Annotated in this window: 9 protein-coding genes; 8 read left to right on the top strand and 1 reads right to left on the bottom strand. The window is 72.7% G+C overall.

The features are described from left to right. Window positions 1–33: 33 nt before the first annotated feature. The 4 genes from mrdA to ACZ7LY_RS27150 all read left to right on the top strand — a co-directional run bounded on the left by mrdA (window position 34) and on the right by ACZ7LY_RS27150 (window position 7,078). A complete protein-coding gene (gene mrdA, locus ACZ7LY_RS27165; RefSeq protein ID WP_471627346.1) occupies window positions 34–2,217 on the top strand; it encodes a penicillin-binding protein 2 in 2,184 nt (727 codons plus the stop codon). A gap of 63 nt (window positions 2,218–2,280) precedes the next feature. After that, window positions 2,281–3,426 carry a rod shape-determining protein RodA gene (gene rodA / locus ACZ7LY_RS27160; RefSeq protein ID WP_471627408.1) on the top strand — a complete coding sequence of 382 codons (1,146 nt, stop codon included), beginning with the start codon at window positions 2,281–2,283 and terminating at the stop codon, window positions 3,424–3,426. A gap of 53 nt (window positions 3,427–3,479) precedes the next feature. Further along, window positions 3,480–5,075: a CYTH and CHAD domain-containing protein gene (locus ACZ7LY_RS27155; RefSeq protein ID WP_471627345.1), complete on the top strand. Its 1,596-nt coding sequence runs from the start codon at window positions 3,480–3,482 to the stop codon at window positions 5,073–5,075. Between the two features lie 41 nt (window positions 5,076–5,116). After that, the gene (locus ACZ7LY_RS27150; RefSeq protein ID WP_471627344.1) at window positions 5,117–7,078 is read left to right on the top strand and encodes a TIGR03960 family B12-binding radical SAM protein; all 1,962 of its coding nucleotides are present in this window, start codon (window positions 5,117–5,119) and stop codon (window positions 7,076–7,078) included. 79 nt (window positions 7,079–7,157) lie between these two features. Here ACZ7LY_RS27150 and ACZ7LY_RS27145 read toward each other — a convergent pair whose 3' ends face one another. Further along, window positions 7,158–7,742, bottom strand: a complete 585-nt coding sequence (locus ACZ7LY_RS27145; protein WP_471627343.1) for a TerD family protein — start codon at window positions 7,740–7,742, stop codon at window positions 7,158–7,160. A 156-nt stretch (window positions 7,743–7,898) separates the two neighbouring features. Between ACZ7LY_RS27145 and ACZ7LY_RS27140 the strand changes: the two genes are divergently transcribed. The 4 genes from ACZ7LY_RS27140 (at window position 7,899) to ACZ7LY_RS27125 (ending at window position 15,908) form a co-directional block, all read left to right on the top strand. Continuing rightward, complete coding sequence (locus ACZ7LY_RS27140) at window positions 7,899–8,822, top strand: hypothetical protein (RefSeq protein ID WP_471627342.1); 924 nt, start codon at window positions 7,899–7,901, stop codon at window positions 8,820–8,822. A gap of 154 nt (window positions 8,823–8,976) precedes the next feature. After that, window positions 8,977–9,762 carry a TIGR03936 family radical SAM-associated protein gene (locus ACZ7LY_RS27135; RefSeq protein ID WP_471627341.1) on the top strand — a complete coding sequence of 262 codons (786 nt, stop codon included), beginning with the start codon at window positions 8,977–8,979 and terminating at the stop codon, window positions 9,760–9,762. A 257-nt stretch (window positions 9,763–10,019) separates the two neighbouring features. Beyond that, window positions 10,020–14,360: an Rne/Rng family ribonuclease gene (locus ACZ7LY_RS27130; protein ID WP_471627340.1), complete on the top strand. Its 4,341-nt coding sequence runs from the start codon at window positions 10,020–10,022 to the stop codon at window positions 14,358–14,360. A gap of 219 nt (window positions 14,361–14,579) precedes the next feature. Further along, entirely contained in the window at window positions 14,580–15,908 is a 1,329-nt protein-coding gene (locus ACZ7LY_RS27125; protein WP_471627339.1) for a phospholipase D-like domain-containing protein, read from the top strand. Window positions 15,909–16,107 lie beyond the last annotated feature (199 nt).

Here is a 16,107-nt window from a genome sequence, read left to right as displayed (position 1 = left end):
CGTCCCGGCGCGCGCACTGACAGGGGGAGAACCGTGACCAACATCCCCGAGACGGGCCGGACCCCACGCGTCCGCATCCGGCTCGTCGTCCTGCAGATCCTCGTCCTGTCCCTGCTGCTCACGCTCGGCGGCCGGCTCTGGTACCTCCAGATCCGCAACGGCGACGAGTACGCCAAGGAGGCGTCGGGCAACCACGTCCAGCAGGTCGTCACCCCGGCCGTACGCGGCTCGATCCTCGACGCGCGCGGTGTGCCCCTCGCCGACAACGAGACCCGGCTCGTCGTCTCCGCCTCGCGCACCGACCTGATGAAGATGCCCGACAAGGGCAAGGCCGTCCTCACCAAGCTCGCCGGTGTCCTGCACATGAAGCCCAAGGACGTCGAGGAGAAGGTCCGGCTCTGCGACGCGAAGACCCCGCAGCCCTGCTGGAACGGCTCGCCCTACCAGCCCATCCCGATCACCGACGAGGCCACGCCCAAGCAGGCCCTCCAGATCCGCGAACGCGGCGAGGACTTCCCCGGCGTCACCGCCGAACCCACCGCCGTCCGCCGCTACGCGGGCCCCGGCAACTCCAACACCGCGCAGGTCCTCGGCTACCTCTCGCCGGTCACCGACGCGGAGATCGAGAAGGCGAAGGACACCGACTCGCCGTACCTGCGCTCCGACCAGGTCGGCCGCTCCGGACTTGAACGCACGTACGACAAGGAGCTGCGCGGCAAGGCCGGTGTCACCCGCTACGAGGTCGACAACCTCGGCCGTGTCATCGGCCGCGCCAAGGCCGACAAGGCCGAGCCCGGCGCCAACGTCGTCACCTCGATCGACGCGCGCGTGCAGGCCGTCGCCGAGCACGAACTCGACCAGGCGATGAAGGCCGCCCGGCACGAGTTCGACAAGAACACCGGCCGCAACTACAAGGCCGACTCGGGGGCCGTCGTCGTCATGGAGGCCAAGACCGGCCGTGTCGTGGCCATGGCCTCCAACCCGACCTACGACCCGAACGCATGGGTCGGCGGCATCTCCGGCAAGGACTACGCGAAGCTCACCGGGAAGAACTCCAACTACCCGCTGCTCAACCGCGCGATCCAGGGCCAGGCGGCCCCCGGCTCCATCTTCAAGGTCATCCCGACGACGGCCGCGGTCAACGCCGGCTACCCGTTCAACGGGAACTACGACTGCTCCAGCTCGTACTCCATCGGCAGCCAGGTCTTCAAGAACTTCGAGACCAAGGGGTACGGCCCGATCAGCCTCGGCCGCGCCCTCGAGGTCTCCTGCGACACCGTCTTCTACCGCCTCGCGCACGAGGAGTGGAAGAAGGACGGCGGCCTGCACCCCGGCAAGGGCCCGCACGACTGGTTCTACAAGACCGCCCGCCAGTTCGGCCTCGGCAAGGAGACCGGCGTCGACCTGCCCAACGAGGTCTCCGGCCGCGTCCCCGACCGCCAGTGGAAGCAGCGGTTCTGGAAGGCGAACAAGGACGCCTGGTGCAAGGTCGGCAAGAAGAACGGCGACTACGTCCAGCGGCTCTCGTACGAGAACTGCCTGGAAGGCAACCTGATGCGCGCCGGTGACGCCGTCAACTACTCCATCGGCCAGGGCGACACCCTCGTCACGCCGATCCAGATGGCGTCCATCTACGCGGCGATCTCCAACGGCGGCACCCTGCACCGGCCCGAGGTCGGCAAGGCCATCATCAGCCCCGACGGCAAGCAGGTCTCCGCGATCGAGCCCAAGGTCAACGGCAAGCTGCCCATGTCCGCCAGGACCCGCGACCAGATAGACCAGGCACTGGCGGGAGTGGCGACCCGCGGCACGGCGGCCTGGCGCTTCGGCGGCTGGCCCCAGGACAAGATCCCGATGCACGCGAAGACCGGTACGGCCGAGGTCTACGGCAAGCAGACCACCTCGTGGTTCGCCACCTACACCAAGGACTACTCGGTCGTCATGACGATCTCCCAGGGCGGTACGGGCTCCGGCGCGTCGGGCCCCGCCGTCCGCAAGATCTACGACGCGATCTACGGCCTCGACAGCTCCGGCAAGCAGGACCGCAAGAAGGCCCTCCTGCCCACGCCCCAGCAGGCCCTGCCGAAGATCGAGAAGGACGGCTCCATCGAGTCGCCGCAGATCAAGCCGTACGAGCCGAACAAGCAGGAACCGCCCGCGCAGCAGGAGCTGGCGGCGGCGCTGCCCGCCTCCGCGTTCGGTTCGAGGAGGGACTGACCCGTGGTCGCCGGCAACAACGGCTTCTCCGTCTCCGGATACGGGCCCCAACAGCGGTCCACGATGTCGCGGCTCATGGCCCGCGACTCGATGCTGCGCCGGCTCGACTGGCCGATACTCCTGTCCGCCATCGCGCTCTCCCTGATCGGCGCCGCGCTCGTGTACTCCGCGACCCGCAACCGCACCGAGCTGAACCAGGGCGACCCGTACTACTTCCTCTTCCGGCACCTGCTCAACACCGGCATCGGCATCGGCCTGATGGTCGGCACGATCTGGCTCGGGCACCGCACCCTGCGCACGGCCGTGCCGATCCTGTACGGCATCTCCGTCTTCCTGGTGCTGCTGGTGCTCACCCCGCTCGGCGCCACGGTCAACGGCGCGCACGCCTGGATCATCATCGGCGGCGGCTTCTCGCTCCAGCCCTCCGAGTTCGTCAAGATCACGATCATCATCGGCATGGCGATGCTGCTCGCGGCGCGCGTCGACGCGGGCGACCGTGAACACCCCGACCACCGCACGGTCATGCAGGCCCTCGGTCTCGCCGCCGTCCCGATGATGGTCGTCATGCTGATGCCGGACCTCGGGTCCGTCATGGTCATGGTGATGATCGTGCTCGGGGTGCTGCTCTCCTCGGGCGCCTCCAACCGCTGGGTACTCGGACTGATCGGCGTGGGCGCGGCGGGCGCGGTCGCGGTGTGGAAGCTCGGGGTGCTCGACGACTACCAGATCGCCCGGTTCGCGGCCTTCGCCAACCCGGCGCTCGACCCGGCCGGCGTCGGCTACAACACCAACCAGGCCCGCATCGCCATCGGCTCCGGCGGACTGACCGGCGCGGGCCTCTTCCACGGCTCGCAGACCACCGGCCAGTTCGTGCCCGAGCAGCAGACGGACTTCGTGTTCACGGTGGCGGGCGAGGAGCTGGGCTTCGTCGGCGCCGGCGCGATCGTGCTGCTGCTCGGCGTGCTGCTGTGGCGGGCGTGCCGCATCGCCCGCGAGACCAGCGAGCTGTACGGCACGATCGTCGCCGCCGGCATCATCGCCTGGTTCTCCTTCCAGGCGTTCGAGAACATCGGCATGACCCTCGGCATCATGCCCGTCGCCGGTCTGCCGCTGCCGTTCGTCTCCTACGGAGGATCGTCGATGTTCGCCGTGTGGGTCGCGGTGGGCCTGTTGCAGTCGATCAGAGTGCAGCGGCCGATGTCGGCGTGAGGGGCGCGCCGCGCGTCCTTCCGGGGTGCCGTCCGAGGCCCTAGATTCGGGTCATGGCGGACACCGAGCGCGAGATCGAGCGGAAGTACGACGCCCCGGCGGGCCCCTTCGACCTGCCGGACCTGCTGCGGGGCGTGCCCGGGGTCGCGGACGTCACCGACGAGGGCGTCAGCGACCTCGACGCCGTCTACTTCGACACCGCCGACCAGCGCCTCGCCGCCGACCGGATCACCCTGCGCCGCCGCACCGGCGGCCCCGACGAGGGCTGGCACCTGAAGCTGCCGGTCGACGCGGACGCCGACGCCCGCGACGAGATCCGCGCCCCGCTGAGCGCGCCGGGCGTTCCCGGTGAACTGGCCGCGCTCGTCCGCTCCCGGGTGCGCGGCGCCGCCCTCGTGCCCGTCGTACGAATCCTCTCCCGCCGCCGCGTCCACCGGCTGACCTGCGCCGACGGCACACCCCTCGCCGAGGTCAGCGCCGACGAGGTGCGCGCCGAGTCCGCCGACGGGGGCCGCCGCGCGCACTGGACGGAGATCGAGGTCGAACTGGCCCGGGGCGGCGAGCGGGCCCTGCTGGACGCGGTCGAGGAGCGGCTGCGGGAAGCGGGCGTCGAGCGTGCCGCGTCCCCCTCCAAGCTGGCCCGCGCCCTCGCGGAGACGGGGGCCGCGGTCGCCGGGGCGGGGGCCGCTCCCGCCGAGCCCGGGGGCGCGGTCGCCGGGGAGGACAGGCCGGGGCCCGGCGCGGTCGGGGGCGGACCGGAGCCGCAGCCGAAGGACAGCGCCGGGGCGCACGTGCTGGCCCGGGTGCGCGCCCAGCGGGACGTCCTCGTCGCCCTCGACCCCGCCGTCCGCCGCGACCTGCCCGACTCCGTGCACCGGATGCGGGTCGCCACCCGCCGCCTGCGCTGCGCGTTCAAGACGTACAAGAAGCTCCTCGACCCGGACGTCACCGGGCCGCTCGGGCGGGAGCTGAAGTGGCTCGGCGGGGAGCTGGGCGTGGAGCGCGACCGCGAGGTGCTGACCGCGCGGCTCACCGCCCACCTCGACGACCTGCCCGACACCCTGCTGCTCGGGCCGGTGCGGGCCCGCCTCGACGCCTGGAGCGTGGCCCGGCGCGTGGGCGCCCGCCGGGTGACGGTCGCCGCGCTCGACACGGCCCGCTACGTGGACCTGCTCGACGCCCTCGACGCGCTGCTCGCCGCCCCGCCGCTCACCGACAAGGCCGCCGAGCCCGCGCCCCGGGTCCTGGCCCGCGCCGCCCGCAAGGACCTGGCCCGCCTCGCCGCCCGCGTCGACCACGCCCTCGCGCTCGACCCCGGGCCGGAGCGGGACCGGGCGCTGCACGAGGCCCGCAAGGCCGCCAAGCGCGCCCGGTACGCGGGGGAGACGGCCAAGGGCGCGCTCGGCAAACCGGCGAAGAAGTTCGCGCGGCGCGTGAAGAAGGTGCAGTCGCTGCTCGGCGACCACCAGGACTCCGTGGTCGCCCGGCAGGCGCTGCGCGAGATCGCCGTACAGGCGCAGGCGGCCGGGGAGAGCGCCTTCACCTGGGGGTTGCTGTACGGGAGGGAGCAGGCGCGCGCCGAGGCGGGGGAGCGGGCCCTGCCCGGGGTGTGGCACCGGGCGGCGAAGAGGGGCCTCGCGGGGGGTTAGGCTTGAGGGTCACCCCTGTCAGCTCACAAAGGTCCACGGTTATGCCTGCCGATGCCGTCGCCGCGGCGCCCCAAGCGGTCGAGTCTGTGTTTCCGCAGCTCGAAGCGCTGCTCCCGCATGTGCAGAAGCCGATCCAGTATGTCGGCGGAGAGCTCAACTCCACGGTCAAGCCGTGGGAGTCCTGCGACGTCCGCTGGGCGCTGATGTACCCGGACGCGTACGAGGTCGGGCTGCCCAACCAGGGCGTCATGATCCTCTACGAGGTCCTGAACGAGCGTGAGGGTGTGCTCGCCGAGCGCACCTACAGCGTCTGGCCCGACCTGGAAGCGCTGATGCGCGAGCACGGTGTGCCGCAGTTCACCGTGGACAGCCACCGCCCGGTCAAGGCGTTCGACGTGTTCGGCCTCAGCTTCTCCACCGAGCTTGGCTATACGAACATGCTGACCGCGCTCGACCTCGCGGGCATCCCGCTGAAGTCGGCGGACCGCACCCTGGAGGACCCGATCGTCCTCGCGGGCGGCCACGCGGCCTTCAACCCGGAGCCGATCGCGGACTTCATCGACGCGGCGATCATCGGCGACGGCGAGCAGGCCGTGCTCGACATGACGGAGATCATCCGCGCGTGGAAGGCCGAGGGCCGCCCGGGCGGGCGCGAGGAGGTGCTGTTCCGCCTCGCCAGGACGGGCAATGTGTACATTCCCGCGTTCTACGACGTGGAGTACCTGCCCGACGGGCGCATCGGCCGTGTCGTACCGAACAAGTCGGGCGTGCCGTGGCGGGTGTCGAAGCACACCGTCATGGACCTCGACGAGTGGCCCTACCCCAAGCAGCCGCTCGTGCCGCTCGCGGAGACCGTCCACGAGCGGATGTCCGTGGAGATCTTCCGCGGCTGCACCCGGGGCTGCCGCTTCTGCCAGGCCGGCATGATCACGCGCCCCGTGCGGGAGCGAAGCATCACCGGCATCGGCGACATGGTGGAGAAGGGCCTCAAGGCGACCGGCTTCGAAGAGGTCGGCCTGCTCTCGCTCTCCTCGGCGGACCACTCCGAGATCGGCGACATCGCCAAGGGTCTCGCGGACCGCTACGAGGAGGACAAGATCGGCCTGTCCCTCCCCTCGACCCGCGTCGACGCGTTCAACGTGGACCTGGCCAACGAGCTGACCCGCAACGGCCGCCGCTCCGGCCTCACCTTCGCCCCCGAGGGCGGCAGTGAGCGCATGCGCAAGGTCATCAACAAGATGGTCAGCGAGGAAGACCTCATCCGTACGGTCGCCACCGCCTACGGCAACGGCTGGCGGCAGGTGAAGCTGTACTTCATGTGCGGCCTGCCCACCGAGACCGACGAGGACGTCCTGCAGATCGCCGACATGGCGATGAACGTGATCCAGAAGGGCCGCGAGGTCTCCGGCTCCAACGACATCCGCTGCACGGTCTCCATCGGCGGGTTCGTGCCCAAGCCGCACACCCCGTTCCAGTGGGCGCCGCAGCTCTCCTCCGAGGAGACCGACGCGCGCCTGGAGAAGCTGCGCGACAAGATCCGCGGCGACAAGAAGTACGGCCGCTCGATCGGCTTCCGCTACCACGACGGCAAGCCCGGCATCGTCGAGGGCCTGCTCTCGCGCGGCGACCGCCGCATCGGTGACGTGATCCTCGCCGTGTACGAGGACGGCGGCCGGTTCGACGGCTGGCGCGAGCACTTCTCGTACGACCGGTGGATGAGCTGCGCCGCCAAGGCGCTCGCGCCGCACGGCGTGGACGTCGACTGGTACACGACGCGTGAGCGCACCTACGAGGAGGTCCTGCCCTGGGACCACCTGGACTCGGGTCTCGACAAGGACTGGCTCTGGGAGGACTGGCAGGACGCGCTCGACGAGACGGAGGTCGAGGACTGCCGCTGGACGCCGTGCTTCGACTGCGGTGTCTGCCCGGCGATGGACACGACCATCCAGATCGGCCCCACCGGCAAGAAGCTGCTCCCGCTGACGGTCAAGCAGCCTTCCTGACCGCGCCCGACCAGCCGAAGGCGCCCGGAGCATCCCCGCTCCGGGCGCCTTCGCCGTACCCCGCGCCTGTCGGCGGCCGCTACTTGCTCGCGGCGAAGCGCATCAGGGCGTGCTCGTCGCCCTGCTTGATCTTGCCGGTCTGGTTGATGACCTCCAGCTTCCACGCGCCGCCCACGCGCAGGGCCTTGGCGACCGCGCAGCCGTTGTCGGCGGTCAGCAGGCTCGGCCAGATGTCGGCGACCTGCTGGCTGCTGCCGCCCGTCGCGTCGTACACCTTGAAGCTGATGTTGCGGGCCTTCTGGAAGGAACTGCCCTTCTTGTAGGCGGCGGCGACGAACACGATCGACGTGATGTTCTGCGGGACGCGCGCGAACTCGACGGTGACCGTCTCGTCGTCGCCCGCGCCCTTGCCGGTCTGGTTGTCACCGCTGTGGATCAGCGAACCGTTGCCCATCGGGTCCAGGGAGTCCAGACCGGCGAGCCGGACCGGGTCCCCGCCCTGCATCGCGATGGCGATCAGGTCGAGGTCGGTGCCCTGCTTGCGGCGCAGCGCGCCGAGAACGCCGCCGCTCGCGCCGGAGGTCGGGTCCCACGAGACCCCGATGGACAGGTGCGTCACCCCGTCCAGGTCCGCCGGGCCGTCTTCCTTCGTGAGCGTGATCATGACTGGCTCCCCCTCCTGGTGGCTGGCGTGTGCTGCGCAAAGTGTGCCTATACGCGAGGGTTTTCGTCCACGCGGGGTCGGAACAGGGCGTTCAGCGGCCGGAAATGAGGCACCGGCACCCGCATCCGCGCGGCGCTCTCCCGCGTCCTGCGGTATATGGACCTCGACGCACAGCCGCCCGCACGCGCCGAAGGCTGCCTCGTGACGGCCGTACGGCTGCCGCTGCGGATCATCGCCCTCGTCCTCGTGCTCCCCGTCCGCCTCGCCTGGGACGCCCTCACCGCGGGCACCCGCCTCCTGTGGCGCACCGCCCTCGTCCCCCTCGGCCGGGGGCTGGGGTGGCTCGGGCGGGTGCTGGTCGTGGTGCCGGTGGTGTGGGTGTGCGCGTACGTGCTGGTGCCGGTGGGGCGGGGCTTGGGGTGGCTGGGGCGGACGTTGGTCGTGGTGCCGGTGGTGTGGTTCGGGACGTACGTGCTCGTTCCGGCCGGGCGGGGGCTGGTGTGGCTGGGGCGGGTGTTTGTGGTGGTGCCGGTGGTGTGGGTGGGGCGGGGGCTCGTCTGGGCGGGGCGGAATCTGGTCGTCGTGCCGGTGGTGTGGGTGGGGCGCTATGTGCTGGTGCCCGTCGGGCGGGGGCTTCTGTGGGTCGTGGGCGTGCTCGTCGTCCTGCCGGTGGTGTGGGTGGGGCGGAATCTGGTCGGGGTGCCGGTGCTGTGGCTCTGGAGGCGCGTGCTCGTGCCGGTCGGTCGGGAGGCCGGCGCCGCGCTCGGGCACGCCTGGCGGATCGCCGGGTACGTGTCCAGGGCCGTGGGGCGCTTCCTCGTACGGGCGCTGGTCCTGCTGCTCGTGGAGCCCGCCCGCTGGGCGTACCGCACCCTGCTGCGCCCGCTCGGGCACCTCGTACGGGACCTGCTGTGGCGGCCCGCCGCCCGCGCCGCCCGTGCCCTGCGCGACGAGACACGCCGCGCCCTCACGGCCGTACGCGGGGTGCTGCGGGCCGCGTACGCGCCGGGGGAGCGGGACCGGCGGGCGGGCGCGACACGCGGAGCGCGTACCCTGGAGGAGAAGAGTCAGGCGCGATGATCGCCGCCGACACGGGGATGGTTCCCCAAGGCACCGGTCGGACGTGGGTCCGGAGCATGCTCCCGCCCGCGCGGACCCGGTACCGGGGACGTGTACACGAGGAGAAGTTCCCCTGGGCAAGCGACAGCCCGTAGGCCCGCCGCCCGCACCCGCGGTGCAGCGCATCCGCCTGCGCTACACCAAGCGCGGCCGCCTCCGGTTCACCAGCCACCGAGACTTCCAGCGCGCCTTCGAGCGGGCCCTGCGCCGCGCCGAGGTGCCGATGGCGTACTCGGCGGGGTTCACGCCGCACCCCAAGGTCTCCTACGCCAATGCCGCACCCACCGGCACGGGCAGCGAGGCCGAGTACCTGGAGATCGCGCTGACCGCACAGCGCGACCCCGAGACCCTGCGCGCCCTGCTCGACGAGTCGATGCCCCTCGGCCTCGACATCGTCGACGCCGTCGAGGCCCGTACCTCCGGCCTCGCCGACCGGCTCACCGCCTCCGTGTGGGAGCTGCGGCTCGACGGAGTGAGCGTCGAGGAGGCCGCGCGCGCCGCCGAGGCGTTCCGCGCGGCCGGGAGCGTGGAGGTCCAGCGCCGGACGAAGAACGGCATCCGCACGTTCGACGCCCGCGAGGCCGTCGTCAGCCTCGAAGCCACGGATGCCCCGGCTGATAGGCCCGGCGACAGGGCTTGTGCGATACTGCGGCTGGTTGTTCGGCACGTGACGCCCGCCGTTCGACCCGACGACGTCCTGTCCGGTCTCCGCGCCGTGGCCGACCTGGCGCCGCCGGTCCCCGCTGCGGTGACCAGGCTGGCGCAGGGGCCTTTCGATGAAGAGACCGGCACGGTGACCGACCCGCTCGCGCCCGACCGCGAGGCAGCCGAGGCCGCCCCACAAACGGAGGCCCCCGGTACCGCCGCCGCGACGCCGCTTGCCGTGGAAGGTTCCGCGTAAGGACGGTCGCCGTAGCGCCGCCCTCGTACTCGGGAGCCACCTGGGTCGGGCAGCGCACCCACCCAAGGACTTTCGCCAGGCCGTACGTACATCGCGTACCGGAACCGGCGAGAACAGACAGAGAAGCCCCCGTGCGGCGCCCGCGCCCCGGACCGGCGGCACCGCGCACGGCCCTTCAGGCCGGCGCGGCGAGCCGCGGACGTCACCGGTCGTGGAACAGGCGCGGCGCCCGGGGGCCCGACGGGAGATCCACCCGCATGCCCGAGCCGACCGAACAGAACACGCCTGAGCTGGACAGCCCCAGCGACACGCTGCCGCCGCGCCGCAGGCGCCGCGCCGCGTCCCGCCCCGCGGGCCCGCCCCAGGCCACCGCCGCGGAGCAGGCCGCGCCGGCCATACCGGCCAGCGCCGACGCCGCCACGGACACCGAGTCCGACGAGACCGACCTCGACGCCGTCGAGACCGCCGACGCCGTCGACTCCGCCGAGGAGACCGCGCCCGCCGAGGCGCAGAACGCCGCCCCGGCCCGCCCGCGCCGTCGCGCCACGCGCCGCGTCTCCGCGCCCGCCGGGACGCCCTCCGGCGCGCCCGCGCAGGCCGGGACCGTCGTCAGCGAGCCCGCGCCCGCCGCCGCCGAGCCCGCGGCCCCGGCCGCCGAGAGCGCCGAGCCGGCCGCCGAGGCCGCCGCGCCGCGCCGTCGCCGCCGCGCGACCCGCTCCGTGACCGCGCCGGCCGCCGACGCGCCGAGCGCCGAGACCGCCGTGAGCGAGACCGCCGAGACGGCTCCCGCCCGCGCCGAAAAGCCCCAGGACGCCGACGCGCAGGCCGCCGCCGAGCCCGAGGCCCCGCGCCGGCGCCGCCGCGCCACGCGGTCCGTGACCGCGCCGGCCGCCGAGCAGGCCGAGGCCGCAGCCGAGACGCCCGTGGCCGACAGCGCCGACGCCCCGGCCGCCGAGGCCCCCGTCGCCGAGACCCAGGCCGCCGAGCCGGAGGCCCCGCGCCGTCGTCGCCGCGCGACCCGCGCCACCACCGCGCCCTCCGCCGAGGCCGGCGCCGAGCCCGCCGTCGCCGAAGCGCCCGAGACCGCCGCCCAGGACGCCGTCGAGCAGCAGGACCCCGCTCCCGCCGACGAGGCCCCGCGCCGTTCGCGCCGCCGCGCCACCCGTGGCACGTCCACCCCGGCCCCGCCGGAGGTCGCCGACGCCCTCGCCGCCGAGCAGCCCGCGCGGGAGACCCCCGCGCCGCAGGCCGCCGAGGAGCAGGACGCCGCCGCCGAGGAGGGCCCGCGCCGCTCGCGCCGCCGCGCCACCCGTAAGGCCGCCGGCGGCTTCACCGAGCCGAAGACCTCCGGGCGCGGCTCCGCCCGCTCGGCGTCCGGCGACGACGCGGACGGCAACCGCCCGAAGCGGCCGTCCGTCGCCGTGTTCCAGGCGCCCGTGTTCAGCGAGCCGATGTTCCAGACGCCCGAGCGCGCTGCCGCCATCGCCGCCGCCGAGGCCGCCTCCGGGCCCGCTTCCGCGTCGGCGGCCTCCGCGCCCGCCGACGAGGAGCCGGCCGCCGAGGACCAGTCGCCGCGCCGCCGCCGTCGTCGCCGCGCCGGTGACGAGCAGGCCGAGCAGCGTCAGGCGCCCGCGCAGCGGCAGGCCGCCGAGTCGCGCAAGCCCGCCGAGAGCGCCGCCGAGCCCGAGGCCGAGGACGCCGAGGACCTGGACGAGCAGCACGACGAGCACGACGACCACGACGAGCAGGGCGACCGCCCGTCCCGCCGCCGTCGCCGGGGCGGCCGTCGCCGCCGGCGCGGGGACGCGCCCGACGCCGAGAACGACACGGACCACGACGCCGAGTCCGACGCCGACTCCGACGAGGACGCGCACGCCGACGCCGACTCCGACACGGACGACGAGCAGGAGGCGCACGCCGACGAGCGCGAGGAGGGCAACGGCTCGGGTTCGAGCAGCAGCCGCCGTCGCCGTCGCCGCCGCCGGCGCGCCGGGGACGCCTCCGGCGAGGCCGAGCCGGTCGCCGGGGATGACCCGGAGCGCACCGTCGTCAAGGTCCGCGAGCCGCGCAAGAAGGACGTCGAGAAGTCGACGTCCGCCGACGAGGTGCAGTCCATCAAGGGCTCCACGCGCCTCGAAGCGAAGAAGCAGCGCCGCCGCGAGGGCCGCGAGCAGGGCCGGCGCCGCGTGCCGATCATCACCGAGGCCGAGTTCCTCGCCCGTCGCGAGGCCGTCGAGCGCGTGATGGTCGTCCGCCAGAGCGGCGAGCGCACCCAGATCGGCGTCCTTGAGGACAACATCCTCGTCGAGCACTACGTCAACAAGGAGCAGTCGACCTCGTACGTCGGCAACGTCTACCTGGGCAAGGTCCAGAACGTGCTCCCGTCGATGGAGGCCGCCTTCATCGACATCGGCAAGGGCCGCAACGCCGTGCTCTACGCCGGTGAGGTCAACTTCGAGGCGCTCGGCATGGCCAACGGGCCGCGCCGCATCGAGCACGCCCTGAAGTCCGGCCAGTCCGTCCTCGTCCAGGTCACCAAGGACCCCATCGGCCACAAGGGCGCCCGCCTGACCAGCCAGGTCTCGCTGCCCGGCCGCTACCTGGTCTACGTGCCCGAGGGCTCGATGACCGGCATCAGCCGCAAGCTGCCCGACACCGAGCGCGCGCGCCTGAAGACCATCCTCAAGAAGATCGTCCCCGAGGACGCGGGCGTCATCGTGCGCACCGCCGCCGAGGGCGCGAGCGAGGACGAGCTGCGCCGCGACGTCGAGCGTCTGCAGGGCCAGTGGGAGGACATCCAGAAGAAGTCCAAGCAGATCTCGACGTCCTCGCCGAGCCTGCTGTACGGCGAGCCGGACATGACCGTCCGTGTCGTACGCGACATCTTCAACGAGGACTTCTCCAAGGTCATCGTCAGCGGTGACGAGGCGTGGGAGACCATCCACGGCTACGTCAACCACGTCGCGCCCGACCTGGCCGACCGCCTCCAGCGGTGGACCAGCGAGGTCGACGTCTTCGCCACGTACCGGATCGACGAGCAGCTCGCCAAGGCGCTCGACCGCAAGGTGTGGCTGCCCTCGGGCGGCTCCCTCGTGATCGACAAGACCGAGGCGATGATCGTCATCGACGTCAACACCGGCAAGTTCACCGGTCAGGGCGGCAACCTCGAGGAGACCGTCACCAGGAACAACCTGGAGGCGGCCGAGGAGATCGTGCGCCAGCTCCGGCTGCGCGACCTCGGTGGCATCGTCGTCATCGACTTCATCGACATGGTCCTGGAGTCCAACCGCGACCTCGTGCTGCGGCGCCTGCTGGAGTGCCTGGGCCGCGACCGTACGAAGCACCAGGTCGCCGAGGTCACCTCGCTCGGGCTCGTCCAGATGACCCGTAAGCGCGTCGGCCAGGGCCTGCTGGAGTCGTTCTCCGAGACCTGCGTGCACTGCAACGGCCGCGGGGTCATCGTGCACATGGAGCAGGCGTCGTCCGCGGGCGGCGGCGGCAAGCGCAAGAAGCGCGGCCGCGGCGGCAACGGGCACGAGCACGACCACGACCACCACGAGCACGAGTCGGCGCACACCGGCGCGGAGAGCGACACCGAGCCGGAGACCGAGGCCGAGGTCGCCGCGGAGGCCGCCGCCCCGGTGGCGCTGCCCGAGCCCGACTTCACGCCCGACGAGGAGCTGTACTCCAGCGCCGCAGAGGCCGAGGCCGCCGCGGGCCGGGGGCGTTCGCGCCGCCGCGCCACCCGCAAGGCCACGGCGCCCGCCGGGTCGCCGAAGGCCGACAAGGCCGAGCGCGCTGAGCGGTTCGAGCAGGCTGAGCAGGCCGACCGGTCCGACGAGGTGGAAGCGGCCGACAAGGGCGGCCGGTCCGAGCGCGGCGAGAAGTCCCGCAAGGGCGGCAGGGGCGGCCGTGCCGCTCGTGCCGAGACCGCCCGCGCCGAGGCCGCCGCCCGTGCGGAGGAGGCCGAGGAGCCGCAGGCCGTCGAAACGCCCGCGCCCGAGCCGGCCGCCGAGGCGCCGGAGCAGGCCGAGCCCGCCGCCGCGCAGGCCGAGCCTGAGGCGGCGCCCGCGCCGCGTCAGCGCCGCCGGGCCACGCGGAAGGCGACGGCGCCCGCCGGTTCGCCCAAGGCGTCCTCCGAGGACGCCGTGGTGACCGTCGTGGAGCCCGTGGCCGAGCCCGTCGCGGCGCCCGCCGCCGAGGCGGAGCCCGCGCCGCAGGCCGAGGCCGTGACGGAGGCGGCCGCCCCGGCGCGCCCGCGCCGCCGTGCGGTCCGCAAGGCCACCGCGCCCACCGCGTCCGAGGAGGCGGCCGTCGTGGTCGTCGCCGCGCCCGCGGAGACGGCCCCCGAGGCCGCCACGGAGGCTCCCGAGGGCGCCGAGGCCCCGGAGACCGAGGAGGCGCCCGCCGCCAAGAAGACGGCCCGTAAGACGGCCAAGAAGGCGACGGCGAAGAAGGCGGCCACCAAGAAGACCGCCGCCAAGAAGACGGCGGCGAAGAAGACGACGGCCAAGAAGGCCGCCACGGCGAAGAAGGCTCCCGCCAAGAAGACGACCGCGAAGAAGACCGCGGCGGCTTCCAGCAGCGACGAGTCCTGAGCCACCGGCCCGGTCACCGGGCACCGCGACGCCCCGCACAGCACCCGCTGTGCGGGGCGTCGCGCGTCAAGGCCGGGCCCGTGCGGCTCCCTCGTACGGCTGAAAACCGCCCCCGCCCCTTGGGTCCAGGTCAACTACCTGTAAAACTCATGTAGTCGTACAAGTAAAAGGTGCGGTCCGCGCTGGGGAGATTCGGGGCCGCACCGGGGGAGGAACCACATGGCGCACGTGCGTCTCAGAGCGACCGGGCGTCACCGCGCCGTGAAACCGGCCAAGGGCGGCAAGCAGGCCGTCGCGCTCGCCACCGTCCTGTCGGCCGCCGGTGTGCAGGCGGGGGTGTCCGCGAGCACCGCGTCGGCCGAAGCGCCGCAGGCGTGGACCGAGGGCCCGATCTTCAACAACCCGAAGGGCACGGTCGACCAGCAGTACGCGATACGCACGCGCCTGCTCGACCTGACCAACGCGGCCCTGCCCGGCTCGTACATCAAGGTCGCCGTCTACCACGTGTGGGAGACCTCCGTCTCCGACGCGCTCGTCGCCGCGAAGAACCGCGGGGTCCACGTGCAGGTGGTCCTCGACTCGTCCAGCCTCAAGGACCGGCCGACCAATCCGGTCTACGGCCAGTTGAAGGCGGCGCTCGGCACCAACCGCGCGGCCTCGTCGTTCGTGACGATGTGCCCGACGGACAAGTCGTGCCTGGGCGACCCGAAGTTCGGCAAGTCGATCATGCACAACAAGTTCTGGCTGTTCTCCGCCGTCGAGGGCGCCACGAACATCGTCGTGCAGACCACGTCGAACTCGACGCCGTCCGCGAGCACGAAGTTCTACAACGACGCGCTCCAACTGCCCAACAACCGCGTCCTGTACGGCGCGTACGCGGACTACTTCGACGACCTCGTCCAGCACGACTGGGCGAACTGGGACTACCGCACCGTCAGCAACGGCCGCTACAAGGCGTACTTCTTCCCGCGCGCCGGCACGACCAACTCCACGGACACGCTCCACTCCGTCCTGAACAACGTGGCGTGCACCTACAAGGACCCGGCGACCGGCACCACGAAAAGGACCATCGTGCGCGCCGCGATCTTCCAGATCACCCGGCAGGCCATCGCCGACAAGCTCGTCTCGCTGAAGAAGGCGGGCTGCACGGTCCAGGTCGAGTACGCGTCCGGGGACGCCGGCACATGGAAGTCGCTGCACGCCACGGGCGCCCCGCCGGTGCGCTGCCTCAACGACGACCGCGACCCGCTGCGGCCGGGCTCCAAGCTGGCGACGCCCTACATCATCCACACGAAGTACGTGGCGATCGACGGCATGTACGACGGCGCCCGCAACAAGATCACCTTCACCGGCTCGCACAACGCCTCGGGCCCGGCGCTGCGGGAGAACGACGAGGCGTACGTCAAGATCGACGACGACTCCGTGCACGACACCTATCGGGCGCACTTCGACCAGGTGTGGGGCGTCGCGTACCCGGGGGTCAACGACAACACCAACCTGTGCAAGGGCGTCAAGACGCTCCCGCCGGACGGTGAGCCGGCGCCCTGACGGCCGGGGCGGACCGGTCTGCGGGCTGCCCCCTGGGGTCGTCGTTCACCTTTCGCCGGGTGGCGGGCCGGCCGCGCAGTTCCCCGCGCCCCTCCAGGGGCGCGGGGAACTGCGCGACCAGCCACGACGAGAGTCGAGGAAATCCAGCGGCCGGAGCCACCCACCTACCCAGGTCAGGGGGCCGGTTTGACCCTTCTGA

This window comes from Streptomyces sp. NPDC107550 (genome assembly GCF_055639095.1).
This window is presented reverse-complemented; position numbering and strand designations above follow the sequence as displayed.

What these genes read in the sequence shown, in the direction of transcription:
- ACZ7LY_RS27130 (WP_471627340.1), top strand. Translation starts at nt 10,020, where the DNA reads ATGCCCGAGCCGACCGAACAGAACACGCCTGAGCTGGACAGCCCCAGC.
- ACZ7LY_RS27125 (WP_471627339.1), top strand. Translation starts at nt 14,580, where the DNA reads ATGGCGCACGTGCGTCTCAGAGCGACCGGGCGTCACCGCGCCGTGAAA.
- ACZ7LY_RS27155 (WP_471627345.1), top strand. Translation starts at nt 3,480, where the DNA reads ATGGCGGACACCGAGCGCGAGATCGAGCGGAAGTACGACGCCCCGGCG.
- ACZ7LY_RS27145 (WP_471627343.1), bottom strand. Translation starts at nt 7,742, where the DNA reads ATGATCACGCTCACGAAGGAAGACGGCCCGGCGGACCTGGACGGGGTG.
- rodA (WP_471627408.1), top strand. Translation starts at nt 2,281, where the DNA reads ATGTCGCGGCTCATGGCCCGCGACTCGATGCTGCGCCGGCTCGACTGG.
- ACZ7LY_RS27140 (WP_471627342.1), top strand. Translation starts at nt 7,899, where the DNA reads ATGGACCTCGACGCACAGCCGCCCGCACGCGCCGAAGGCTGCCTCGTG.
- ACZ7LY_RS27150 (WP_471627344.1), top strand. Translation starts at nt 5,117, where the DNA reads ATGCCTGCCGATGCCGTCGCCGCGGCGCCCCAAGCGGTCGAGTCTGTG.